The sequence below is a fragment of the Streptomyces sp. DSM 41931 genome (assembly GCF_050271085.1).
GTDB lineage: Bacteria > Actinomycetota > Actinomycetes > Streptomycetales > Streptomycetaceae > Streptomyces > Streptomyces albogriseolus.
The window spans coordinates 118,432-141,158 of sequence record NZ_CP189902.1; the positions used below are offsets into that span (position 1 = coordinate 118,432).

Genomic DNA, 22,727 nt, shown 5'->3' on the forward strand with positions numbered 1-22,727 from the left:
TCAGGGGAGGGTCCACTTCTGGTTGGGTCCGGTGTGGCAGGTCCACAGGTGGACGGGTGTGCGGTCCTCCCAGGTACCGCCCGAGGCGTCCAGGCACTTGCCCGACTGCGGATTGCGCACCGTCCCGTCGGACTGCGCGGCCCACACCTGCGCACCGGTCCCGTTGCACGTCCACAACTGGATCCGCGTGCCGTCCAGGCTTCCGCCCCCGGACACGTCCAGGCACTTGCCGAGCGCCCGCAGCGTCCCGTCGCCCGGCACCGTCCACCGCTGGGCGGCGGAGGAGTTGCAGGTGTAGATCTGCACCCGCGTCCCGTCCGCCGTCCCCGCGTTGTCCACGTCCAGGCACTTACCGTTGACACCCCGGATCTCCCCGGTGCGGGGTCCTGGGGTGGCGCCGTTCTGCGTGAGGCGGATGTTGCGGAAGGACACCTCGTCGCCGTCGCCGTGGTTCTGCAGGCCGATGTGGCCGTCGCGCAGGCTGCGGGCGGGGTCGGTGCCGGTGAAGTCGTTGATCTTCCGGCCGTTGAGGAAGATCTCCAGCCGTTCGCCGGTGACGCGGAGTTCGTACGTGTTCCACTCCCCCGGCGGGTTGAGGGCCGCGTCCCGGGCGGCGGTGTCGGCGGACCGGAAGCCGTAGACGGCGCCGGTGGTGCGGTCGGCCGTGTCGGTGGCGTCGATCTGGATCTCGTAGCCGTGGTCGACGGCGGACCACGGGTCGTCGGAGGCGGGGAAGCCCAGGAAGACGCCGGAGTTGTCGTCGCCGTGCAGCTTCCAGTCGAGCTTGAGGGAGTAGTCGCCGGTGATCTCCCGGTCGTACCAGTACAGGCCCATGCCGCCCTGGGAGGTGAGGGTGCCGTCGTTCAGGGTGAAGCCGCCGGGGCCCGCCTGTTTCCAGCCGGTGGTGCCGGTGCCGTCGAACAGCGGGGTGTAGCCGGACTCGGGGCGGCAGTCGGCCTGCGTGGTGCCCGCGGCCCAGCGGATGCCGCCGAGGAGGTGGCGGCGGAAGGCCGGCTCGGCGTAGGACTCGGCCGTGTGACCGCCGCCGGTGTAGAAGGCCCGGCCGCCCGCGTAGTCCTTGCACCAGGCGATCGGATGGTCGCCGGACATGGTGCCGCCGGAGTAGCTGGACTCGTCCAGGGAGGCGAGGACGTGGGCGGTGGTGCGGGGGTTGGTGCGGTAGTTGTACCACTCGTCGGTGCGCTGCCAGGCGGCGCCGAGATGCGCGGTGGCGTCGTGCGCCCGGTCCTCGACCCGGACGGTGGCGGGCTGGATCGCCGGGTGGGACTGGAACAGGGCGCCGGCCAGGCCCGCGTAGAAGGGCCAGTCGTACTCGGTGTCGGCGGCGGCGTGGATGCCGACGTAGCCGCCGCCCGCGCCCATGTACTGCTCGAGCGCGGTCTCCTGGGCGGGGCCGAGGACGTCGCCCGTGGTGGAGAGGAAGACGACGGCCCGGTACTGCGCGAGGTTGGCGGTGGTGAAGGCGGCCGGGTCCTCGGTGGCGGTCACGGTGAAGTCGTGGGCCGCGCCCAGTTCACGCAGGGCCGTGACGCCCTCGTCGATGGAGTCGTGCCGGAAGCCCGCCGTCCGGGAGAAGACGAGGATCCGGTACGCGGGGTCGGCCGCCGGTGCGGCCTCTTGGGGCGCGGCGGGCGCGGCGCCGGGGGTCGCGGCGGCCTGAGGGGTCAGGCAGAGCGCGGCGCCGGCGATCAGGGCGAGTGCTGCTTTCCAGGGGGTGCGCATGGTGGGTCGCCTCCTTCCTACGGCAGGGTCCACTTCTGGTTGGGTCCGGTGTGGCAGGTCCACAGATGGACCGGTGTGCGGTCCTCCCAGGTGCCGCCCGAGGCGTCCAGGCACTTGCCCGACTGCGGATTGCGCACCGTCCCGTCGGACTGCGCGGCCCACACCTGCGCACCGGTCCCGTTGCACGTCCACAACTGGACACGGGTGCCGTCCAGGCTTCCGCCCCCGGACACGTCCAGGCACTTGCCGAGCGCCCGCAGCGTCCCGTCGCCGGACACCGTCCACCGCTGGGCGGCGGAGGAGTTGCAGGTGTAGATCTGCACCCGCGTCCCGTCCGCCGTCCCCGCGTTGTCCACGTCCAGGCACTTGCCGTTGACGCCCTGGATCTCCCCGGTGCGGGTGGGGCCGGCGGTGGTGTCGAAGGAGAACTCGTCCACGTCGAACAGCGGGCCCGCGCCGCCCTTGAAGACGAGGTGCAGGGTGGTCGAGGCGGCGGGTTGGCCGCTCAGGGGCGCTGTGACGTCCCGGAAGATGTCCCAGCCGCCCGTGACCGGCACGGTGGCCGTGCCGAGGAGGGTCCCGGCCGGGGAGCCGGCGCGGATCTCGATCGTGCCGCCGCTGCCCGCCGAGGAGACGCGGGCGGTGAAGAGGGAGGCGTTGTCGAGGCTGTACGGGGCGAAGGAGATCCAGTCGCCGTTGTGGATCTCGCCGACGGTCCTGCCGCCGTGCGCGGACGCCTTGTCGATGATCTGCGTGCCGGCGGAGTCCCCGTGGTGCTCGGCCTGCCGGTGGCTGGGCTGGGTGATGTGCTGGTCGTGGGTGGTGAGGGCGGGCTGGCCGCCCGCGCCCCGGTCGGTGTACTCGGCGTCGACGACGCCGAAGATGTTGGCGTTCGGGTCGTGCTCGCCGTCGGCCAGGGTCCGCAGGGTGCCGGTGCAGCCGGTGGCCGAGGTCTGCGGGTGGCCGTGGCTGTCGTGGCCGATGACGAAGGTGACCTTCACCCGGGAGCAGTCGACGGCGCCGTCCTCCGGGTCGGTCACGGTCACCCTGAAGGGGATGGCCGCGCCGAAGTCGTAGATGCTGCCGTCGGCGGGGGTGTCGATGCGCACGGTCGGGGCCGTGTTGCCGACGGTGATCCGCACCGAGGCGGTGGCCGACCTGCCGGTGGGGTCGGTGACCTTGACGGTCGCCGTGTACTGCCCGTTGGCCGTGTACGTGTGCGACGGATCGGCGGCGGTGGAGGTGGCGCCGTCGCCGAAGGTCCAGGCGTAGCTGAGCGTGTCGCCGTCGGGGTCGGTGGTGCCGGCCGAGGAGAAGGCGACCTCGAGGGGCGCGACGCCCGAGGTGATGTCCGCGGTGGCCTGGGCGACCGGGGCGCGTCCGCCGGTGACGTGCTCGATGCGGTACAGGGCGGAGTTGTGGTCGCCGTTGAAGTAGCCGGTGCCGTAGTCCAGGACGTAGAGGGCGCCGTCCGGGCCGAAGGCCATGTCCATCACCTGGGTGCCGTTCCAGGGGAAGGCGTTGATGGACTGCACGGTCCCGTCGCCGCCGGTTTCGATGCGCTTGATCCAGCGGCGGCCGAACTCCCCGGCGAAGAAGTCGCCGTCGTACTCCTCCGGGAACTTCACGTCGGAGGCGGAGTCCGCGTCGTAGCGGTAGACGGGTCCGCCCATGGGGGATTCGGAGCCGGTGCCGAACTCCGGTACGGAGCCGCCGTCGTAGGGGATCCAGGCGGGCTGGGCGGGCGGGAGGTCGGTCAGGCCGGTGTTGCGCGGCGAGGTGTTCCTCGGGGCGGAGCAGTCGAAGCGGGCGCCGGAGGATCCGGAGGCGAAGTCGTGGTCGACGTAGGCGTCGTTCCTGCCGGTGCAGTAGGGCCAGCCGTAGTTGCCGGCCCGGGTGATGCGGTTGAACTCGACCTGTCCGGCGGGGCCTCGGGACGGGCTTGCCGTCCCCGCGTCCGGGCCGTAGTCGCCGACGTACACCGTCCCGGTGGCCTGGTCGACGCTCATGCGGAACGGATTGCGGAAGCCCATCGCGTAGATCTCGGGGCGGGTCCTCCCGGTGCCCGGCGGGAAGAGGTTGCCGGGCGGGACGGTGTAACTGCCGTCGGCCTGGACCTTGATGCGCAGGATCTTGCCGCGCAGGTCGTTGGTGTTGCCGGCCGAACGCTGGGCGTCGTAGGCGGGGTTGCGGGAGGCGCGCTCGTCGATGGGGGTGTAGCCGTCGGAGGCGAAGGGGTTGGTGTCGTCGCCGGTCGACAGGTACAGGTTCCCGTCCGCGTCGAAGTCGATGTCGCCGCCGACGTGGCAGCACAGGCCCCGGGAGGCGGGCACGTCGAGGATCTTCCTCTCGCTCGCCGTGTCCAGGGTGCCGTCGGGCCGCAGGACGAAGCGGGAGAGCCGGTTGACGCCGTCGAAGGGGGCGAAGTCGGCGGCGCTGCCGTCGGACGGGGCGTCCCCGGCGGGGGTGTCCAGCTTGGGCGCGTAGTAGAGGTAGACGAAGCGGTTGGCGGCGAAGCCCGGGTCGACGGCGACGCCCTGCAGGCCCTCCTCGTCGTGGCTGTAGACGTCGAGCCTGCCCGCGACGGTGGTGGTGCCGCTCGCGTCCGTGCGGCGCAGGGTGCCGTCGCGGGAGGTGTGCAGGACCGAGCGGTCGGGCAGCACGGCCAGGGTCATGGGCTCGCCCGTCTCGGCCACGCCTTTGGCGAGGGTCACCTGCTGGAAGTCCTCGGCGGCGTTCGCCCGGTCGACGGGGGCGGGGGCAGTGGCGGGGGCGGCGGTCGCCGCGGGGCCCAGGGGGAGGGCCAGCGCGGCGGCGCAGGTCAGTGCGGTCAGCAGGGTGCGGACACGTCTGTGTCCGAGCGGTCTCGTGCGCACGGAGCTCTCCAGGGCAGTGGGGGGTGGCGGCAGGCCCCGGGCAGGGGGCTGCCGTGAAGGAGCACAGGCGCGCGCCGTCGCGCCGTGGAGCGCCGGCCGGTCGGCCCGTGGGCCTCAAAACCGGTGTGTTGCAAGGAAGTTAGCGGGCAGGGCGCGAACGCGTAACCCCTTTCGCACGGCATCCCGCGTCTTCTTCCTCCGCTGGGACAAAGTGCGTCGGCCGGGGCGGCGGCCGTCGCCGGAGAAGGCCGGAAGGGATGGGCGCCCACGCGAGGCTTCCCGGGGTCACGATCGCCGCCCGACCCGCGCCGCCCGGGAACTGGATGCCTCAGGTACGGATTCGGCGTACTGTCCCGATATGGGAGCACTTCGGGCGATGCCGGGCGAGCGGGCGGCCCCGTCCCCGCCGGGACGGGCGGGTGGCTGATGGACACCGCCCTGGCCGACATCGTGCGGGCGACCGGCGCCTCCGGCGCCCTGCTCTACGTCCTCACCCCGGACCGCGAGGCCCTCTGGCTGTCCCATGTGTCGGGCGCCCCGCGCGAGGTGGTCGCGCCGTGGAGCAGGGTGGCGGTGAGCGACCCGATACCGGTGGCCGACGCGGTGCGCGAGGAGCGCCTGGTGTGGGTGAACAGCCAGGTGGAGATGGCGCGCCGCTATCCCCGGCCGGCGGTGGTGCTCCCCTACGACTTCGCCCTCGCGGCCGTGCCGGTCGCGTCGGACTCCGGGGTGCGGGGCGGGCTGGTGCTGCTGTGGCCCAGCGGGCACCCGCCGCAGCTCAGCCGCGCCGAGCACGACGCCGTCCGCGCGGGCTCCCGGCGCCTCGGCCATCTCTTCGAGCAGGCCGCCCGGCGCGGCGAGCCCATCGTCTCCCCCGGTCGGCCGCGCATCCTGCCCTCGGAACCGGGGCGCACCCCCACCGCCGCGGAGGCGTGGGCCGGCACGGCGCTGCTCGACCGGCTGCCCGGCGGGTACGTCGCCCTGGACCTGTACGGCCGGATCACCCTGGTCACTCCGGCCGCCGCCGACCTCGTGGGCGAGGAACCGGACCGGCTGCTGGGATCCCTGCCGTGGGAGGTCCTGCCGTGGATGGACGTCCCTCATGTCGAGGACCACTACCGCGCGGCGGTGATCAGCCGGACCCCGCAGGAGTTCCGGGTGCTGCGGCCTCCTGGCACCTGGCTGTCGTTCGAGCTGTACCCGGACCCCTCCGGCATCAGCGTGCGCATCGGCCGCGCCACCGACCAGCGGAACAGGGATCCGGCCGCGGAGACGGCGCGGGGTCCCGGCCGGGCCACGGTGCTGTACCACCTGATGCACCTGGCGACCACGCTGACCGAGGCCGTCGGGGTGCAGGACGTGGTCGACCAGACCGCCGACCAGCTGCTGCCCGCCCTCGGCGCCCAGGCCATGGTGCTGATGACGGCGGAGGACGGCAGGCTGAGGATCCTGGGCCACCGCGGTTACAGCACCGAGCTGCTCGCCCGGTTCGACGGGGCGCCGCTGAGCCGGGACATTCCCATGGCGGCGGTCCTCGCCACCGGGGAGCCGGGCTTCTTCCCGTCGTTCACCCGGATGGCGGCCGCGTACCCGAAGATGAGGCACGAGGACGGGAGGGCCGCGTGGGCGGTCCTGCCGCTGATCGCCTCCGGCCGCCCCATCGGCTCCCTGCTGCTCTCCTACGACCGGCCGCACGCCTTCCCGCCCAGCGAGCGCGCCATCCTCACCTCCCTGGCCGGTCTCGTCGGCCAGGCCCTCGACCGGGCCCTGCTGTACGACGCCAAGGACCGCCTCGCCCACCGGCTCCAGTCGGCGCTGCTCCCCCACAGCCTGCCGAGCATTCCCGGCCTGCGGGTCGTCGCCCGGTATCTGCCGGCCGCGCGCGGTCTGGGCATCGGCGGCGACTTCTACGACCTGATCCGGCTCGACGAGAACACCGCGGCGGCCGCCATCGGGGACGTGCAGGGCCACAACGTGGACGCGGCGGCGCTCATGGGGCAGGTCCGCACCGCCGTGCACGCCCACGCCACCGTCGGCGCTCCCCCGGACCACGTCCTGGGCGGCACCAACCGGCTCCTCACCGACCTGGACCCCGGTCTGTTCACCAGCTGCCTGTACGCGCACCTGGACCTCGGGAACGGGCGGGCCTGTCTGGCCACCGCGGGGCATCCGCCGCCCCTGCTGCGGCACCGCGACGGGCGCACCGAACTTCTGGCCGTGCCGCCGGGACTGCTCCTCGGCATCGACCCGACGGCCCGCTACCCGTCGCTGGAGTTCGCCCTGCCGCCCGGCTGCGTGCTGGTGCTCTACACCGACGGGCTCGTCGAGGCGCCGGGCGTCGACCCCGACGACGCGACGGCCGCCCTCGCCGGTCTGGTGGAGCAGGCCGACCCGTGCGACCTGGAGGCCATGGCCGACACGCTGGTCCGGCACGCCCCGGCGCCCGGCGACGACATCGCCCTGCTGCTCCTCAGCCCCGTCCCGGACGAGGGGTGACCGCCCGCCGGTTCACCCGAGGGCGTCGACCGCCGCCGCGAACAGCCGGGGCAGACGCGCGGCCAAGGGCACGATGTGCGGGGCGAGGGCGGGTTGCTGACGTGTCCTGACCAGCAGTTCCGTCAGGACACGGTAGCGGCGGGTGGCGCGGGCCCAGTCGGTGTCGTAGCGGCCGGGCGTCCCCCGGCGGAGGTTGGCGACGAGGGCGCGGGCGCCCGCGAGGGCGAGGCAGACGCCCTCACCGGTCAGCGCGTCGACGTAGCCGGCGGCGTCCCCGACGAACAGGACCCTGCCGTGCACGCGGGTGCGGGAACGCCGACGCAGTGGTCCGGCGCCGCGGACCGGAGTGACCGCCGTGTCCGGCGGGAGACGGGCGGCCAGTTCGGGGAAGCCGGCCAGCTGCGTGTCGTAGGGCGCCCGTCGGGAGGTCAGCAGGGCCACGCCGACCAGCCGTGGGCCGAGCGGGGTGACGTAAGCCTCCGCGTCCGGTCCCCAGTGCACCTCGACGTGCGACGTCCAGGGCGGTACGGCGTAGTGGCGGCGCAGTCCGTAGCGGGGCGCGGTCCGGGCCGGGCGGTCCAGGCCGAGGGAGCGGCGCACGGGTGAGTGCAGGCCGTCGGCGGCGACGAGCCACCGGGCGCGCAGCCCCGCGCCGGGGACGGTCACCCCGTCCGCCTCCTGCCGTACGCCGTCCACGCGCAGCGGGAGGACGGGCACGCCCGCGTCGAGGACCGCCCGGTGCAGAAGGGTGTGCAGGTCGGTGCGGCGGACGCCGAGGCCCTGCCCGCGGCGGAACGGTGCCTCGACGCGGCAGGGTCCCTGCACGTAGCGGATGCCGGCGAGGGGGTGGCCGGGGGCGTGCAGGCCGAGGGCGGTGAGGGCGCGGACGGCGCCGGGCATCAGGCCCTCGCCGCACGCCTTGTCGACCGGGGCCGGACGGGGTTCCGCGACGACGGTGTCGAGGCCGGCGCGGGCGGCGTGCAGCGCGGTGGCGAGACCCGCCGGTCCGCCGCCGACGACGAGGAGGTCGGGGCGTCTCACGCGGGCACCGCGCGGGTGAGGGCGGCGTTCTCGCAGCGGACGCGCACGGTCAGCAGCACCGCGTCGGCCAGCGTGAACACGGTCGCCGTGATCCACGCCGAGTGCACCAGGGGCAGGGCGGCGCCCTCGACGACGACGGCGACATAGTTGGGGTGGCGGAGGAGGCGGTACGGGCCGTCGCCGACGAGGCGGGCGCCGGGGACGACGATGACCCGGGTGTTCCAGTAGGGGCCCAGCGTGGTGATGCACCACCAGCGCAGGGCCTGGGCGAGCAGGGCGAGCGCCAGCGCGGGCCAGCCCAGGGCGGGGAGGAACGGGCGGTCGGCCAGGAGGGGTTCGAGGAGGCAGCCCGCGAGCAGGCCGGTGTGCAGGACGACCATGACGGGGTAGTGGCCGCGGCCGTGCTCCACCCCGTCCCGCGCGCGGGTCCAGGCCGCGTTGCGCCGGGCCACGACGAGTTCGGCGAGGCGTTCGACGGCCACCGCGAGGACGAGCAGCGTGTACCAGGTCATGGCGTCCGCCTCACCAGCGCAGCAGGACGAGCTCGGTGCAGAATCCCGGGCCCATCGCCAGCACCAGCCCCCAGGTGCCCGGCGCGGGCCGGTGGGCCTCCGTGAAGCCCTGGAGGATGTGCAGGACCGAGGCGGAGGACAGGTTGCCCACGGCGGCGAGCGAGCGCCGGGACGGGGTGAGGGCGTCGTCGGGCAGCGCGAGCGCCTCGGTCACGGCCTCCAGCACCTTCGGGCCGCCCGGGTGGCACACCCAGGCGCCGATGTCCCCGGTGTCCAGGCCGTGTCCGGCGAGGAAGCCGTGCACCTGGGCGCCCAGCTCGCGGCGGACCAGGGCGGGGACGGCGGGATCGATCACGACGCGGAAGCCGCCGGCGCCGACCTCCCAGCCGAGGAGGTGCTCGGTGCCCGGGTGGAGGTGGCTGCGGGTGGCGACCACGGCGGGCCCGGCGGCCGGTTCCGGTCCCGCCCCCGTACCGGTCCCGGCGGCACGGGCGACGAGGGCCGCCGCTCCGTCGCCGAAGAGGGCGCCGGCGACCAGGTTGGCGCGCGAGTCGTCGCCCTTCTGCAGGGTCAGCGAGCACAGTTCGACGGTGAGCAGCACGGCGGTCCCGCCCGGGTGTCCACGCAGGTAGTCGTGGACACGGGCGAGGCCGGCGGCGCCCGCGACGCAGCCCAGCCCGAACACGGGCAGCCGCTTGACGTCCGGGCGCATGCCCGTCCGTCCGGCCAGCCGGGCGTCGAGGGACGGGGCGGCGACGCCGGTGATGGACGCGCACACCAGCAGGTCGACGTCGGCCGGGGTGAGCCCGGCCTGCGCCAGCGCGGTGGTGAGCGCCCGTTCGGCCAGGTCCAGGCCCGTCGTCAGCCACGCCTCGTTGCTCTCACGGAAGTCGCGCAGCGCGGCGTAGCGCTCGATGGGCAGGGCGAGATGACGGGTGCGCACACCGGCGGACGTGTGCAGGCGGCGGAGCACGGCACGGTCGGCGCCCGGGGCCAGGCACAGGTCTCCGATGGGCTCGGTGAGCCGGTCCTGCGGGTAGCGGTGGGGCGGCAGCGCGGTGTGCACGGCGGCGACGGTGGTCACCGCCGCCGCGTGCGGGGGCGGAGGGGCGGCGGGCGCCGGTTCGGCGATGAGAGGGACACGCATGTCCGTCATGACTTCCTCGCCGTCGCCGTCCGGCTACCTTGCATCCGTGTCCCACCACCCGTCCGGGGTTGTTCCGCGTACGCCGCCGCGCCGGCTCCCGGCGCTGCTGCGCTGCTGCCATCCCGAGCCGGCGCTTGCCGTCACGGTGTTCGTGACCGCGCTGGCGGTGGCGGCGGGGCACGGACCGGCGGGCGCGGCGGCGGTGGGCGCGGCGGTGCTGGCCGGTCAGCTGTCGGTGGGCTGGTGCAACGACGCGGCCGACGCGCGCCGCGACACGGTCTGCGGGCGCACGGACAAGCCGGTGGCCGAGGGGCGGCTGCCGGCGCGGGCGGTGGCCGTGGCGGCGTGGACGGCTCTGGTGCTGTGCGTGCCGCTGTCGCTGCTGGCCGGGCCGGGCGCGGCGGCGGCGCATCTGACGGGGGTGGCGGCGGGCTGGGGCTACAACCTGCGGCTGAAGCACACACTGCTGTCGCCGCTGCCGTACGCCGTGGGGTTCGCCTCGCTCCCGGTGTTCGTCACCCTCGGGCTGCCGCAACCGGTCCGGCCCGCCTGGTGGGTGGTGGCCGCGGGGGCGCTGCTGGGCGTGGGGGCGCATCTGGTGAACGTGCTGCCGGACATCGAGGACGATCTGGCGACCGGCGTACGGGGGCTGCCGCAGCGGCTGGGCCGTACGGTCTGCCGGTGGCTGGCGCCGCTGGTGATGCTGGCGGCCGTGGGCGTGGTCGTCGCGGGGCCGGCCGGCCCGGTGGGCACGGGAGGGCTGTGGCTGGCGGGCGCGGCGGGCGCCGTGGCCGCGGCGGGCATGGCGCGGGCGGCGGGGCCGCGGAGCCGCCGGCCGTTCCGGGCGGCGATGGTGGTGGCGGGGCTGGCGGTGGCGGGGCTGCTGGGGTCGGGGACGCGGCTGGTCTGAGGTCCTTGCCGCGCCGAGGCTCTGTACGGTCACCCGCGATCCCGCGTCCGGCACGTACCCGGCGTCCACCGGGTGTAGGACGGCCGCGCAGGGCCACCCGGATCGTGCTCGGGACTCCGGAGACGGCCGAGGAGGTCGCCGTGGAGCGCACACCGCCCGCGGGCACCGTCAGGGTGCGGTTCATCGGCAACGCCACCCTGCTGATCCGTTACGGCAGCCTGACCCTGCTGACCGACCCGAACTTCCTGCACCGCGGACAGCTCGCGCACCTCGGCTACGGCCTCGTGTCGCGCCGGCTGACCGAACCCGCCGTGGACGTGACCGATCTCCCCCACGCCGACCTGGACGCCGTGGTGCTGTCGCATCTGCACGGCGACCACTTCGACCGGGTGGCCCGGCGCCATCTCGACCGGGGACTGCCGTTCCTGACCACCCCGCACGCCTCCCGCGTCCTCCAGGGGCTGTTCGGGTTCCATCGCGCCGTGGGCCTGCGCACCTGGCAGAGCCACACCCTGCTGCGCGGCGACTCGCTGGTCCGTGTCACCGCGCTGCCCGGCCGGCACGCCCCGGGGCCGGCCCGGCGTCTGCTGCCGCCGGTGATGGGGAGCCTGCTGGAGTTCGGCGACCGCTCCGGCCGGATCCGCCTGGTCATGTACCTCTCGGGCGACACGCTGATGTACGACGGACTGCGCGAGATCGCCCGCCGGTGCCCCGACATCCATCTGGCGGTGCTGCACCTGGGCGGGACCACGCTGCCCGGCGGCCTCGTCGTCACCATGGACGCCGAGCAGGGCGCCGATCTGCTCGACGTGATCCGCCCGTACCGGGCGCTGCCCGTCCACCACGACGACTACGGCGTCTTCCGCTCCCCCCTCTCCGACTTCCTCGCCGAGGCCGCCCGGCACGGGCACGGCGGCCGGATCCTGTGCTGCCGCCCGGGCGAACGGGTGACGGTCGGCGGGGACACCCGCCGCTGAGCCGTGCCCAGGTGCGGCCGCCGGACGGCCGTCGCACGCGGGTGCCCGCGGTCCCGGCCGGGCCGGGCGAAGTGGCGGGCCCTGTCGCGGTCGCCGGATGATGGGCGCGGAGAGCGGGGCGGGCGCCGTGCGGCGCCCCGGCCCGCCCCCGGCGGGGCACGAGACGGTCCGGTCCCGCCGCGGGTCACTTCGCGGCGCGTGCCCGAGCAGGCGAAGGAGGAGCACCGTGAGGCGGTACCTCGGCGTGCTCCAGAACGGCTGGAGGTGGCTGGGCGCCCATGCCCTGATGGCGCGGGGCCGGGAGCTGGAGCTGATGCACCGGGCCATGGGGTTCGCCACCCTCGCGCTGGTGACCCTGGCGCCGCTGCTGATCGTGGTCGCCGCGGCGGACCCGCTGGGGCGGGGCGGTTTCGCGACCTGGCTGGCGGACGGCATGGGCCTGACCGGGCGGTCCGCGCGGGTGCTCACGGAGATCTTCAGCCCACCGCGCAAGGTGGTGGGCACGACCAGCGTGTGGGGTGGTCTGGCGCTCGCCGTGTTCGGCATCGCCCTGGGCGGCAGCGTCCAGAACGGCTACGAGCGGGTGTGGCGGCTGCCGCCCGGCCCCTGGCACCGGGTGTGGCGCCAGGCGCTGTGGCTGGCCGTGCTGACCGCGTTCCTCTACCAGGAGGTGCGCACGCGCACGCTGCTGTACGGGCCGGAGCGGATCACCCTGTCGGCGGCGGCCGGTGTGCTGTTCTTCTGGTGGGGGCAGCGCTTCCTGCTGGGCGGCCAGGTCCGCTGGCGTGACCTGCTCCCCGGCGCGGTCGCCACCATGGTGGGCCTGGTCGGCCTGCGGATCTTCTCGTACTACGTGTTCACCCCGCTGATCGTGGACAACGCCGTCGCTTACGGCACGGTCGGCGTGGTCCTGGTCGTGGAGTCCTGGCTGATCGGTGTGGGCTTCGTCGTGTACGGCGGCGCCCTGTTCGGGCACTGGCTGCTCACCCACCACGACTTCCTCCACTTCGGCCACCGGCACCCCCACGGGGAGCGGGAGCGCATCGGCGCGGAGTGAGAGCGTGCGGCGACTCCTGGCCGGACGTGCGCCGATTCCATGCCGGGCGTGCCCTCACTCCTGACCCGGGGACGGTACGGCGGACCGGCCGGTCAGGGCGACGGCGCGCTCCATGACGTCGGCGCGGAAGACCGCGCGTCCGTGTGCCGCCCTCCGCTCGCGTGCGCCGGGGTCCTCCGTGACGAGCCGGTCCAGGACGTCCAGCAGGGCGGGGCCGTCGGCGGCGGCCTCGGAGAGGCCCAGTTCCGCCATCCGGCGGACCCCGTCGGCGCCGTGTCCGGGCAGCGGGCGGTGGCCGGCCACCGGCAGCCCGGCGGCGAGGGCCTGTACGGCTGTCTGGCCCGCCGCGTTGTCCACCAGCGCGCGCACCGCGTGCAGCAGACCCGGCATGTCCGTCACCCAGTCCAGGGCGAGCGTGCCCCGCACGCGCGCCGTGCGGGACCGCAGCGTCCGGTTGCGGCCGCACAGCACCACGGGGAGGTAACCGGCGTCCGCCAGCAGCCGGGCGGTCTCGCCGAGGCCCGCGGCGGCTCCCCACGCGCCGGCGGACAGGAGCACGGGCGGCCGCCCCGGGGCGTACCGCTCGAACCGCTCCCGCCAGCCGTCGGCGCGGGGGGCGGGGGCGAAGAACTCGGGCGCGACGACCGGGCCCGTGGTCTCGACGTGCGTGCCGGGGACGGCCCCGCGCACGTCGTCGGCCGCCTGGTCGGTGACGCAGAAGCAGGCGTCGTTGCCCGGGTGGAGCCACTGCCGGTGCACGGCGAAGTCGAGCACGAACACGGCACTGGGGACGCGCAGCCGGCCCAGTGTCCTGAGATGGCCGGTGAGCTGCGCGGCCAGGTGGAAGACGGGCACGACCACGTCCGCGCCGGTCCGCGCGACGAGCCGTTCCAGCCCGTCGGCGGCGAGCCGCGCGAGCGGGACGCCACTGGGGCGGGTGTGCTCGCCGGGGCGCAGGAACGCCCGGTAGAGGCCGTCGTACACCCAGGGCGCGTGGCGCACCGACGTCCGGTAGAAAGCGCGCAGCCCGGAGCCCGTGCCGTACGGCAGCAGCCGCATCAGGTCGGCGGCGTCCGCCTCGTGGCCCTGCGCGCGGGCGCGGCGGACGAGTTCGCGGGCCACGGTGTCGTGGCCGGCGCCCATGCTCGCGCTGAGCACCAGCACCCGGCGGGCGCCGGCCCGGCGGGCGGCACCCCCGTGGGGAGCCGGGAAGGACGGGAGCACGTCTGCTGAGTCACCGTCGGCGCGCCGGTGAAACGCCCGCCGGGCGTTTCGGGCGTCCCTGACCGGGATACTCCGGGCCCACCCCCTCCCGGACGCCGGGAGTGGTCCAGCCGGCCGCTTCCGGTGTCAGCCCAGCAGCCGAGGTCAGCCCATGCCCCACGCACCCTCCCGCGCCGGTACGGCCGGCGCCTCCGGCACCCGGACACCGGCGCGGTTCCCCGGCGGCACCAGGAAGCCTCCCGGCGCGGCGGCGCGGCGCCCGGGCACGGCCCTGGTGACCGGCGCCTCCTCCGGCATCGGCGCCGCCGTGGCCCGCAGGCTGTCCGCGGAGGGGTGGCGTCTGGTGCTCAGCGGCCGGGACGCGGGGCGCCTGGCGGAGACCGCCGCGCACGCGCCCGCCGCGGTGTTCCCCGAGGACCTCACCCGCCCGGCCGCCGAGCGGCGGCTGACCCGGTTCGCGCTCGACGAGACGGGACACCTCGACCTGCTCGTGGCGTGCGCCGGGGTGGGCTGGGCCGGCGACTTCACCACGATGACCCGCCGCGCCTTCGACGAGGTGATGGAGGTCAACCTGCTGACCACGCTGCGTCTGGTGCGGCAGGTGCTCCCCCACATGGTGGAGGCGGGCACCGGACGGGTGGTGCTCGTCGGTTCGCTGGCGGGGGCCGTCGGGGTACGGGGCGAGGCGGTCTACTCGGCGTCGAAGGCGGCGGTGGCGGTCTTCGCCGACGCGCTGCGCCACGAGCTGCGCGGCACGGGCGTCGGCGTGAGCCTCGTCGTGCCGGGGGTGGTGGACACGCCGTTCTTCGAGCGGCGCGGCACGCCCTACGCGCGGAACCGGCCCCGGCCGGTGGCGCCGGAGCGGGTGGCCGACGCCGTGTGGCGCGCCGTCGTCCGGGGGCGGGACGAGGTCTACGTCCCCGGGTGGCTGCGTCTTCCGGCCAGGGTGCGCGGCGCGGCCCCGGGACTGTACCGGCGGCTGGCCGCCACGTTCGGATGAGCGGCGCCGCGGCGTGCTGACCGTGGTCCTGGCGCTCCTCGCGGCGTTGGCGAACGCCGCGGCCTCCGTGCTGCAGCGGCGGGCCGCCGCCGACGAGCCGGAGAGTGGCAAGGGGCTGCGGCAGGCGCTGCGCTGGCTGGGGCACGTACTGCGGCGGCCGCACTGGGTGGCGGGCGCGGGGATGCTCGCCCTGTCGACGGTGTTCCAGGCGGCGGCGCTGGGCGTGGGCAGTCTCGCGCTGGTGCAGCCGCTGATGGCGGCCGAGCTGCTGTTCACCCTCGCGGTGGGGAGCCTGGTCTTCCACCGCCGCCCGGACCTGAGAACCTGGCTGGCCTTCGTCGCCCTCGCGGCGGGCCTGTCCCTCTTCCTGACCGCGGCGTCGCCGACGTCGGGACGGTCCACGGCCATACCCGGGCACTGGTGGCCGGCGGGGGCGGCCCTGGCGGCGGCGGTGGTGTCGCTGGTGGCGGCGTCCCGCACGGTGCGGGGCGCGCCGCGCGCCGCACTGCTGGGGCTGGCGTCCGCCATGTCGTTCTCGGCGACGGCCGCGCTGCTCAAGGAGGTCACCGGGCTGATCCCGGACGGCCCTGCCGCCGTCCTGTCGACCTGGCCGCTCTACGCCACCGCCGTGGTCGGCGTGATCGCGTTCCTGCTGCTGCAGGCCGCCTTCCGGGCGGGCACGCTGGCCGCGTCCCAGCCCGCCCTGACCCTCGGCGACGCGCTCACCAGCGTGGCCCTCGGCTGGGCGCTGTTCGGGGAGCAGATCAACCTCGGCGCGCGCGTGGTGCCGGAGCTGATCGGCATCGCGCTGATCGGCGCGGGCAGCGTCGGCCTGGCGCGCGCCCCGTCGGTCGGGGGCGGCTGGGACCAGGCCAGGGTGCGGGACGGCCCCGGCTCCGGGGCGCAGCACCGGGTGTCCCACCCGCCGTGAGCCGGTCCGCGTGATCAGGAGGTCACCGTCATGCCCGCATCCGTCCCCGGGGCCGCCGCGCGGCGCGCCGCGGCCGTCGGGCTGCCGCTCGCCGCGGCCGCCCTGGCGCACATCGGTCCCGCGGCCACCTGGCTGCCCGTGGTCCGCGGACGCCTGTCTCCCCGCCTCGCCGGCGCGGGGCATCCCCGTCATGTCGCCCTGACCTTCGACGACGGCCCCGATCCGGTCTCGACGCCCCGGTTCCTCGACGCGCTGGACGGGCTCGGCGTGCGGGCGACGTTCTTCGTCCTCGGCGACGCGGCCGTACGGCATCCCGGTGTGGTGCGGGAGACGGCGCGGCGGGGGCACGAGGTGGCCGTGCACGGCTGGAGCCACGACCGTCCGTGGCTGCCCGCGCCGGCGCGCGACGTCCGCGCGCTGCGCCGCGCGGTGGAGGCCGTGCAGGGGGCCACGGGGGTGACCCCCCAGTGGTACCGGCCGCCGTACGGGATCCTGACGTCCGGCCGCTGGGCGGCCGCCCGTGCGGCGGGGCTGCGTCCGGTGCTGTGGACGGCCTGGGGCCGGGACTGGACGGCGGCGGCCACCCCCGCGTCGGTGCGCGCCTCGGTCGAGGCGGACCTGCGGGGCGGCGGCACGGTCCTGCTGCACGACAGCGACCGCACGGCGGCGCCGGGGTGCTGGCGGGCCACGCTGGACGCGCTGCCCGACCTGGTGGCCGGCTGGCGCGCCGCCGGACTGACCGTCGGGCCCCTCGCCGAGCACGGCACGGCGGTGGTGCACGCCACCGCTCCGCGGATACCCGGAGGGCCGGCCGTCGTGCCGCGCCGCCCGCCGGTGCCCGGCCGGTCACGGCATGCGTGAGGGGACCGTCGGTCCTCGACGACCGGTGGCACCGTCCGGCCCGCCGCGCACGGCACCGCCTCGTCCGGCGGGGTCACGGCACGGGTGTGAGGGCCGTCAGCCCTCGGCACCGCGACGGCGGCGCTCCGCACCGCTGCCGCCGGCCGGTCACAGCACGCGCGAGGGACCGTCAGCCGTCCGTCACCGCGAGGACGACCGGCGGCTGGCTGGCCTCGGCCCCGCTGCCCTGCCGTCCGACCGACCGGTCCCCCGCGCCGCCCGCCGACACCCGGCCGGGCACGGCACGTCACACGCGAGGAAACCGTCAGCCGTCCGTCACCGCAACACCGACCGCCGGCTCGCCGGCCTCGGCCCCGCTGCCCTGCCGTCCGACCGACCGGTCCCCCGCGCCGCCCGCCGGCACCCGGCCGGGCACGGCATGCGGTGATCAGGCCGTCAGTCCTCGGCGATCTCGGTGGTGACCGGTGTGCCGAGTTCCACCGTGCGGCTGACCGTGCAGAGGCGGTCGTGGGACGCCTTCACCGCGCGCGGCAGGATGGCGCGCGCCCGCTCGGCGCCCTCCTCGTCCGGGAAGGCGACATGGAAGGTGACCCGCAGACCGGTCATGCGGTTGCCCTGCTCGTCGCTGATCTTGTCGCCGGTCACCTCGACGGTGAACGCGGCGGGCTCGGCGTGCCGGCCGGTGGCGACATCGACGTCGGCCGCCGAGCAGCCGCCGATGGCGGCGAGCAGCAGTTCGACGGGGGTGAAGGCGTCACCCCCGTCGGTGCCGAACCGGACGGTCCCGCCGCGCGGGTTGGTGGCGGTGAACTGGCCGGTGCTCGTCCGTTCGACGACGATGGACCGCTTGGACGCTTCGCTCATGCGTCGACAGTAGTCCCGAAGCCGACGGCAGTCCTGAAGGGAGAACGACATGCGGGAATTCCTGGTGGAGCTCACCACCACCGTCCCGGACGGCACGGACCCGGCCGAGGTCGACCGGGTCCGTGCCCGGGAGGCCGTGCGCGCCCGTGAGCTCGCGGCCTCCGGACACTTGGCGCGCCTGTGGCGCCCCGTCGGGGAGAAGCGCAGCATCGGCCTGTGGCGTGCCGAGGACGAGGCGGCGCTGCGCGAGGAGGTGCTGGGCACCCTGCCCCTGTGGCCGTGGATGACCGCGGTCGTCACGGAGCTGGAGACGCACCCCAACGACCCCACCGCCTGACCCACGCCGTCGCGGGGGTCAGATGCTGAAGCGCTCCCTGGCCAGCAGCGGCTTGACGCGGGAGCGGAAGCCGCCCGTGCGGAACGGCCGCTGCAGCAGGCCGGGGCGCAGCCGCTGGGCGAGGGCGGCGGCGACCATGCCCTGGTCGAGGGCGAGGACGAAGTCGCTCACCCGGCCGGTCGCGGTGTCCACCGAGTCGCGGAAGCCGTAGCGGTCGTCGTACGCGCCGAAGTCGCGGTCCAGCGCGGTGAGGTTGGCGACGGCCGCGGCGGGCTCGTAGGGCAGGGCGAGGAAGGAGGCGTGCGGGGTGACCACGCCCTTGGAGTTGTAGCCCTCCTCCTGCATACCGAGTGCGTCGACGCCGTACTCGCTGTAACCGCCGTCGGGGATGTTGGCGGGCGAGAAGCCCCAGTAGCCGTAGCCGGCCTCCTTCAGGCCGTGGTCGATCTGGCCGCGGACGTAGCGGTGGTGCGAGGCGCCCCAGGAGCGCGGGGACCACTCGGGCTCGGGCACGAACAGCGGCACCATCAGCGCCTCGAACATGGATCCGCCCCAGGTGGGGACGAGCTTGCGGCCCCGGTAGGTGTAGTGGCCCTGCCACACGCGGACGCCGTCGATCGTGACCCAGGCGCCCTCGGGTTCCTGCTCCTGGCCCATGCCGGGCAGGAGGGTGCGGAAGACGTGCCAGTAGTGCTCCGGCGGGAGGGAGCCGTCGGCGATGCCGAGGTAGCTCGCCATGCGGGGCTCGGTGTTGAGGGCGCCGTAATGGTGGCCGGTCGGCTCGCCCTTGCCCGGCTTGTCGGGCCAGTAGCCGCCGCGGAGCTGGCCGGGTCCCGCGACCGGGTCGGCCGGGTCGTAGGGCGTGTAGAAGTACGACCAGTCGGCGTCCTCCAGCAGCCGGGCGACGCGTGGGCGCAGCGACGGGTCGGCGTCGGCGGCGATCATCAGGCCGGTGACCAGCCAGGCGTTGTCGACGCTGGAGAGGAAGGGCCGCACCGGGTCGCCGGTCTCCGGCCAGGTCGTCAGCAGCGAACCGTCGTGCGCGTCGTACCAGTTGAGCCAGAAGCCGTGGGCGCGCTCCAGCCGCTCGACGGCGGCGACGGTGCGGGACAGGCGGCGGTGCAGGGTGTCGGAGCCGATGACGCCGAGTCCGGCGGCGGCGACGGTGGTCCACAGGCCGCAGCCGATGTTGGTGGGCGAGGTCTGCGCGGACGGGACGGGGGTGCCCGTGCCGCTGACGTCGATCTTGTCGGCGGTCAGGCCGAAGTCGGTGGTCATCGCCTCCACGGACCGGTGGGTCGCCTCGAACCAGGTGCGGAACGGGGCACGCAGGGTGCGGGTGGGGCCCTGTGCCGAGGCCGTGGCGGGTGCGGCGAGGGCGGTCGCGGAGGCCGCGGCGGTGAGGGCGGCGGTGGTGAGGAACGTACGACGGTTCATGCGGCTCCTGCCTTCGGGGAACGGCGGGGTGCGGCCGGGCGGTGGGGCGCCGGCCGCCGGGGCGTCGTGCGGTGCGGTGGTGCTGAACGGAAGGGCGCCGAGCAGAGGGGGGTGCACGGGAGCCGGTGGGTGTCAGGGGCCCACCGGCTCCCGGTCCGGGGGCGGCGCGCGCCGCGGCGCCGCCGGGGTCAGCGCTCGGCGCGCGGCAGCTGCCGGGTGCGGCCCAGTCCGCCGAGCCATACGGCGGAGGGCTTGGCGGTGCGCTCGAAGGTGACCGGGTCGACGGCGATGAGGCCGAAGGTGGGCTCGTAGGAGCCCCACTCGTAGTTGTCGAGGGCGCTCCAGGCCAGGTACCCCTGGACGTTGACGCCGTCCTCGATCGCGGCGGTGACCGCCTCCAGGGCGCCGGTGTAGTAGTCGACGCGGCGGGTGTCGTCGGCGGTGGCGATGCCGTTCTCGGTGACGATCAGCGGCATGTCCGGGCCGGCGATGCCGGCGGTGTGGCGCAGGGCGTGGCCGACGGCGGCGGGGTAGTACTCCCACCGGGTGAGGGTGCGCTCGGCGTCCTCGGGGGCGGGGACGGGACCGTCGGCGCCGATCTTGGTGCGGGTGTAGGACTGCACACCGATCCAGTCGTCGCCGAGCGCGGCCTCGATGAAGACGTCCTCGCGCGGGTGGCGGTAGGCGGCGGTGACGTCCTCGGCGCCGGGCAGCGCCTGGTACACCTGGTTGGCGATCGTCCAGCCGACCTGGATGTCCGGGTCGATGGCCCGTACGGCCTTGACGGCGGCGTGGTGGGCGGCGACGACGGCGTGGGTGGTGTCCTCGTCGGGGGTGGGCAGTCCCGCGGGCGGGAAGCCCTGGTCGCCTGCCTTGGCCGCGCCCGCCATGACGGCGATCATGTTGGGCTCGTTGATGGTGCAGACGTGGCGGACGCCCTCGGAGACGATCGGGGCGCAGTGCTCGACGTAGCGGGCGAACAGGTCGGCCGCGCCGTCGGCGGTCCAGCCGCCGAGGTCCTCGAACCACTGCGGCACGGTGAAGTGGTGCAGGGTGACCATGGGCCGCAGGCCGCGGGCGAGGGCGCCGTCGACCATGCGCCGGTAGTGCGCGATCTCGGCGTGCGAGAAGGCGCCGGGCACCGGTTCGATGCGGGCCCACTCGACGCTGAACCGGTAGTCGGTGAAGCCGAGTCCGGCGAGCAGGTCCATGTCCTGCTCCCAGCGGTGGTAGCTGTCGCAGGCGTCCAGGCTGGGTTCCGCGATGTCCGCCGCCGGGTCGTGTTCCTTCCGCCACCAGTCGCTGTTGACGTTGTTCCCCTCGATCTGGTGGGCGGCGGTGGACGCCCCCCACAGGAAGCCGTCGGGGAAGGGCCGGGAGGTACGCGTCATCGTCCTTTTCTCTCTGGTGGGGGGGGGTGGGGCGGTGCCGGTGTGACGGGCCGGCGGGTCCGGTCACTTGAGTCCGGCGGTGGCGATGCCCTGGGTGAAGTGGCGCTGGAGGACCACGAAGACGAGCAGCACGGGGAGCACGACGAGCAGGGAGCCCGCCATCAGCATGCCGTTGCCGCCGCCGACGGTCCGGTTGGGATCGTTGGCGAAGGTGGCCAGGGCGACCGGCAGGGTGTACTTGTCGGGGTCGTTGGTCGCGATGAGCGGCCAGACGAAGTTGTTCCACGAGCCGAGGAAGGTGAAGATCGTCAGCGTGGCGAGGGCGGGCTTCACCAGCGGCAGCACGATGCGCCAGAAGATGTACCACTCGCCGGCGCCGTCGATCCGGGCCGCCTCCAGCAGTTCGTCGGGGATGGACTGCATGAACTGGCGCATCAGGAACACGCCGAACGCTCCCGCCGCGAAGGGCAGGACGAGACCGGCGTAGGTGTCGATGAGGCCTAGCTTGGTCATCAGCACGTACAGCGGCAGGATCAGCAGGTTCCCGGGGACCATGAGGGCCGCCAGGACGACGCCGAACACCTTGGACCGGCCGGTGAACTCCAGCTTGGCCAGCGCGTAGCCGAGCATGGAGCAGAACAGCAGGTTGCACAGGGTGACCAGCACGGCCACGATCAGACTGTTGAGGAAGTACCGGGGCATGTCGAGCTGGTCGAGCAGGGCGCTGAAGTTGCTCAGCGTCCACTCGGAGGGGATCCACACCGGCGGGCTCGCGGTGAGGTCCCGGCGGGTCTTGAAGGCCGACAGCGCCATCCACAGGAACGGCGCGGACATCACCAGCAGACCGAGCGAGGCGACCGTGTGGAGCAGGGGGGTGCGGACACGGCCCCGGCCGCGGGGGCGGGCCTGCGCGGGCACCGGGCGCGGAGACGCGGTGGGGGCGCTCATCGGGTGTTGTCCTTCAGCAGTCGGAGCTGGAGCACCGTGATGCCCGTGATGACCACGAACAGCACGTACGCCATGGCGCTCGCATAGCCCATGTGGAAGAAGTTGAAGCCCTCGCGGTACATGTCCAGGGACACGGTCAGCGTCGCGTCGGACGGGCCGCCCTGGGTCATCACGAACGGTTCCTCGAAGACGTTGAGGTAGCCGATGGTGGTGATGACGGTGGCGTAGAGCATGGTCGGCCGCAGCAGCGGCACGGTGATGCGGCGCATCTCCTGCCAGGCGCCGGCGCCGTCGAGCCGGGCGGCCTCCCGCACGTCGGCGGGGATGGCCTGGAGGCCGGCGATGAACAGCACCATGACGGTGCCGAGGTTGCGCCACACCGCCATGGCGATGAGCGAGGGCATGGCCCAGGTCTCGGAGCCGAGGAAGTCCGGTGCGGTCAGACCCAGTTCGGAGGCGAGGCCGGCGATCAGCCCGTCGGACGGGTCGAGGACGAACCGCCAGACGACGGCGACCGCGACGATGGCGGTGACCACGGGCGCGTAGAAGCCGACCCGGAAGAAGGTGCGGGCGCGGTCGATCCCGTTGTTCAGCAGGATCGCGACGAGCAGTCCGAGCAGGATGGTCAGCGGCACGCCGACGACCACGAAGTACGCCGTGTTGAACAGGGCCTTGAGGAAGCGGTCGTCCTCGAAGAGTTTGGTGTAGTTCTCCAGGCCGACGAACTGCGCCTCCAGCGGGCGGGTGACGTGGCGGGCCCCGAAGTCGGTGAAGCTCATCAGGAGCGTCGCGACGATCGGGAAGGCCATGAAGACGGCGAACAGCACCAGGAACGGCGTGGAGAACAGCCAGCCGTAGAGGTTGTGCCGGCCGAGCGGGCGGCGCGGACGGCGCCCTTCTCCCGGCGGCCCGTCCGGGCCGGTCTTGGTCAGTGGGGCCGCGGGGTCGGCGGCCGCCTTGGTCAGCAGGGGCATG

At 74.7% G+C, this 22,727-nt stretch carries 19 protein-coding genes; 8 read left to right on the forward strand and 11 right to left on the reverse strand.

What is annotated here, in order from left to right:
• Both ACP7TJ_RS00620 and ACP7TJ_RS00625 read right to left on the reverse strand, forming a co-directional pair.
• Positions 1-1,743 (reverse strand): lectin, encoded by a 1,743-nt coding sequence (locus tag ACP7TJ_RS00620; protein WP_193458244.1) that lies wholly within the window; start codon positions 1,741-1,743, stop codon positions 1-3.
• Positions 1,744-1,760: 17 nt separating this feature from the next.
• Positions 1,761-4,619: a PQQ-dependent sugar dehydrogenase gene (locus tag ACP7TJ_RS00625; protein WP_404715500.1), complete on the reverse strand. Its 2,859-nt coding sequence runs from the start codon at positions 4,617-4,619 to the stop codon at positions 1,761-1,763.
• Between the two features lie 426 nt (positions 4,620-5,045).
• On the opposite strand from ACP7TJ_RS00625, the gene ACP7TJ_RS00630 reads away from it, so the two are divergent.
• Positions 5,046-7,115 carry a SpoIIE family protein phosphatase gene (locus tag ACP7TJ_RS00630; protein WP_167744756.1) on the forward strand — a complete coding sequence of 690 codons (2,070 nt, stop codon included), beginning with the start codon at positions 5,046-5,048 and terminating at the stop codon, positions 7,113-7,115.
• Positions 7,116-7,127: 12 nt separating this feature from the next.
• Here the strand turns inward: ACP7TJ_RS00630 and ACP7TJ_RS00635 are convergent, their stop codons facing one another.
• Genes ACP7TJ_RS00635 through ACP7TJ_RS00645 form a run of 3 tightly spaced genes read right to left on the reverse strand, consistent with a single transcriptional unit; the run spans position 7,128 to position 9,752 of the window.
• The gene (locus ACP7TJ_RS00635) at positions 7,128-8,156 is read right to left on the reverse strand and encodes an NAD(P)/FAD-dependent oxidoreductase (RefSeq protein ID WP_367489184.1); all 1,029 of its coding nucleotides are present in this window, start codon (positions 8,154-8,156) and stop codon (positions 7,128-7,130) included.
• Positions 8,153-8,668, reverse strand: a complete 516-nt coding sequence (locus ACP7TJ_RS00640; protein WP_266394295.1) for an isoprenylcysteine carboxyl methyltransferase family protein — start codon at positions 8,666-8,668, stop codon at positions 8,153-8,155. The genes ACP7TJ_RS00635 and ACP7TJ_RS00640 overlap by 4 nt, the downstream gene beginning before the upstream one ends.
• Before the next feature lie 10 nt (positions 8,669-8,678).
• Entirely contained in the window at positions 8,679-9,752 is a 1,074-nt protein-coding gene (locus tag ACP7TJ_RS00645; protein WP_427767244.1) for a type III polyketide synthase, read from the reverse strand.
• A gap of 70 nt (positions 9,753-9,822) precedes the next feature.
• Between ACP7TJ_RS00645 and ACP7TJ_RS00650 the strand changes: the two genes are divergently transcribed.
• The 3 genes from ACP7TJ_RS00650 (at position 9,823) to ACP7TJ_RS00660 (ending at position 12,759) form a co-directional block, all read left to right on the forward strand.
• Positions 9,823-10,725, forward strand: coding sequence for a UbiA family prenyltransferase (locus ACP7TJ_RS00650; protein ID WP_167744832.1), 903 nt, complete (start codon positions 9,823-9,825; stop codon positions 10,723-10,725).
• A gap of 140 nt (positions 10,726-10,865) precedes the next feature.
• Positions 10,866-11,702, forward strand: a complete 837-nt coding sequence (locus ACP7TJ_RS00655) for an MBL fold metallo-hydrolase (RefSeq protein WP_427761658.1) — start codon at positions 10,866-10,868, stop codon at positions 11,700-11,702.
• A 286-nt stretch (positions 11,703-11,988) separates the two neighbouring features.
• Positions 11,989-12,759, forward strand: coding sequence for a ribonuclease BN (locus ACP7TJ_RS00660; RefSeq protein WP_246531956.1), 771 nt, complete (start codon positions 11,989-11,991; stop codon positions 12,757-12,759).
• Positions 12,760-12,813: 54 nt separating this feature from the next.
• Here the strand turns inward: ACP7TJ_RS00660 and ACP7TJ_RS00665 are convergent, their stop codons facing one another.
• Positions 12,814-13,983: an MGDG synthase family glycosyltransferase gene (locus ACP7TJ_RS00665; RefSeq protein ID WP_427761660.1), complete on the reverse strand. Its 1,170-nt coding sequence runs from the start codon at positions 13,981-13,983 to the stop codon at positions 12,814-12,816.
• 151 nt (positions 13,984-14,134) lie between these two features.
• Between ACP7TJ_RS00665 and ACP7TJ_RS00670 the strand changes: the two genes are divergently transcribed.
• From ACP7TJ_RS00670 to ACP7TJ_RS00680, 3 genes are read left to right on the forward strand one after another with little or no spacing between them, the layout of a single operon-like run.
• On the forward strand, positions 14,135-14,983 hold the full coding sequence (locus tag ACP7TJ_RS00670; protein WP_390923190.1) for an SDR family NAD(P)-dependent oxidoreductase: 849 nt from the start codon (positions 14,135-14,137) through the stop codon (positions 14,981-14,983).
• Between the two features lie 13 nt (positions 14,984-14,996).
• Entirely contained in the window at positions 14,997-15,914 is a 918-nt protein-coding gene (locus ACP7TJ_RS00675; protein WP_093769656.1) for a DMT family transporter, read from the forward strand.
• A 30-nt stretch (positions 15,915-15,944) separates the two neighbouring features.
• Positions 15,945-16,775: a polysaccharide deacetylase family protein gene (locus tag ACP7TJ_RS00680; protein ID WP_427761663.1), complete on the forward strand. Its 831-nt coding sequence runs from the start codon at positions 15,945-15,947 to the stop codon at positions 16,773-16,775.
• 435 nt (positions 16,776-17,210) lie between these two features.
• Here the strand turns inward: ACP7TJ_RS00680 and ACP7TJ_RS00685 are convergent, their stop codons facing one another.
• Positions 17,211-17,639: an OsmC family protein gene (locus ACP7TJ_RS00685; protein WP_367462139.1), complete on the reverse strand. Its 429-nt coding sequence runs from the start codon at positions 17,637-17,639 to the stop codon at positions 17,211-17,213.
• A gap of 49 nt (positions 17,640-17,688) precedes the next feature.
• Here ACP7TJ_RS00685 and ACP7TJ_RS00690 point away from each other — a divergent pair, with 49 nt between their 5' ends.
• Entirely contained in the window at positions 17,689-17,976 is a 288-nt protein-coding gene (locus ACP7TJ_RS00690) for a muconolactone Delta-isomerase family protein (protein WP_266543785.1), read from the forward strand.
• An 18-nt stretch (positions 17,977-17,994) separates the two neighbouring features.
• Here ACP7TJ_RS00690 and ACP7TJ_RS00695 read toward each other — a convergent pair whose 3' ends face one another.
• The 4 genes from ACP7TJ_RS00695 to ACP7TJ_RS00710 all read right to left on the reverse strand — a co-directional run bounded on the left by ACP7TJ_RS00695 (position 17,995) and on the right by ACP7TJ_RS00710 (position 22,726).
• Complete coding sequence (locus ACP7TJ_RS00695; protein ID WP_427761666.1) at positions 17,995-19,413, reverse strand: glucoamylase family protein; 1,419 nt, start codon at positions 19,411-19,413, stop codon at positions 17,995-17,997.
• 188 nt (positions 19,414-19,601) lie between these two features.
• Positions 19,602-20,804: a glycoside hydrolase family 1 protein gene (locus tag ACP7TJ_RS00700; RefSeq protein ID WP_427761668.1), complete on the reverse strand. Its 1,203-nt coding sequence runs from the start codon at positions 20,802-20,804 to the stop codon at positions 19,602-19,604.
• Positions 20,805-20,867: 63 nt separating this feature from the next.
• Positions 20,868-21,752, reverse strand: coding sequence for a carbohydrate ABC transporter permease (locus ACP7TJ_RS00705; RefSeq protein WP_427761670.1), 885 nt, complete (start codon positions 21,750-21,752; stop codon positions 20,868-20,870).
• Positions 21,749-22,726 (reverse strand): carbohydrate ABC transporter permease, encoded by a 978-nt coding sequence (locus ACP7TJ_RS00710; RefSeq protein WP_427761672.1) that lies wholly within the window; start codon positions 22,724-22,726, stop codon positions 21,749-21,751. Before ACP7TJ_RS00710 ends, ACP7TJ_RS00705 begins: the two co-directional genes overlap by 4 nt.
• Between the last annotated feature and the right edge of the window lies 1 nt (position 22,727).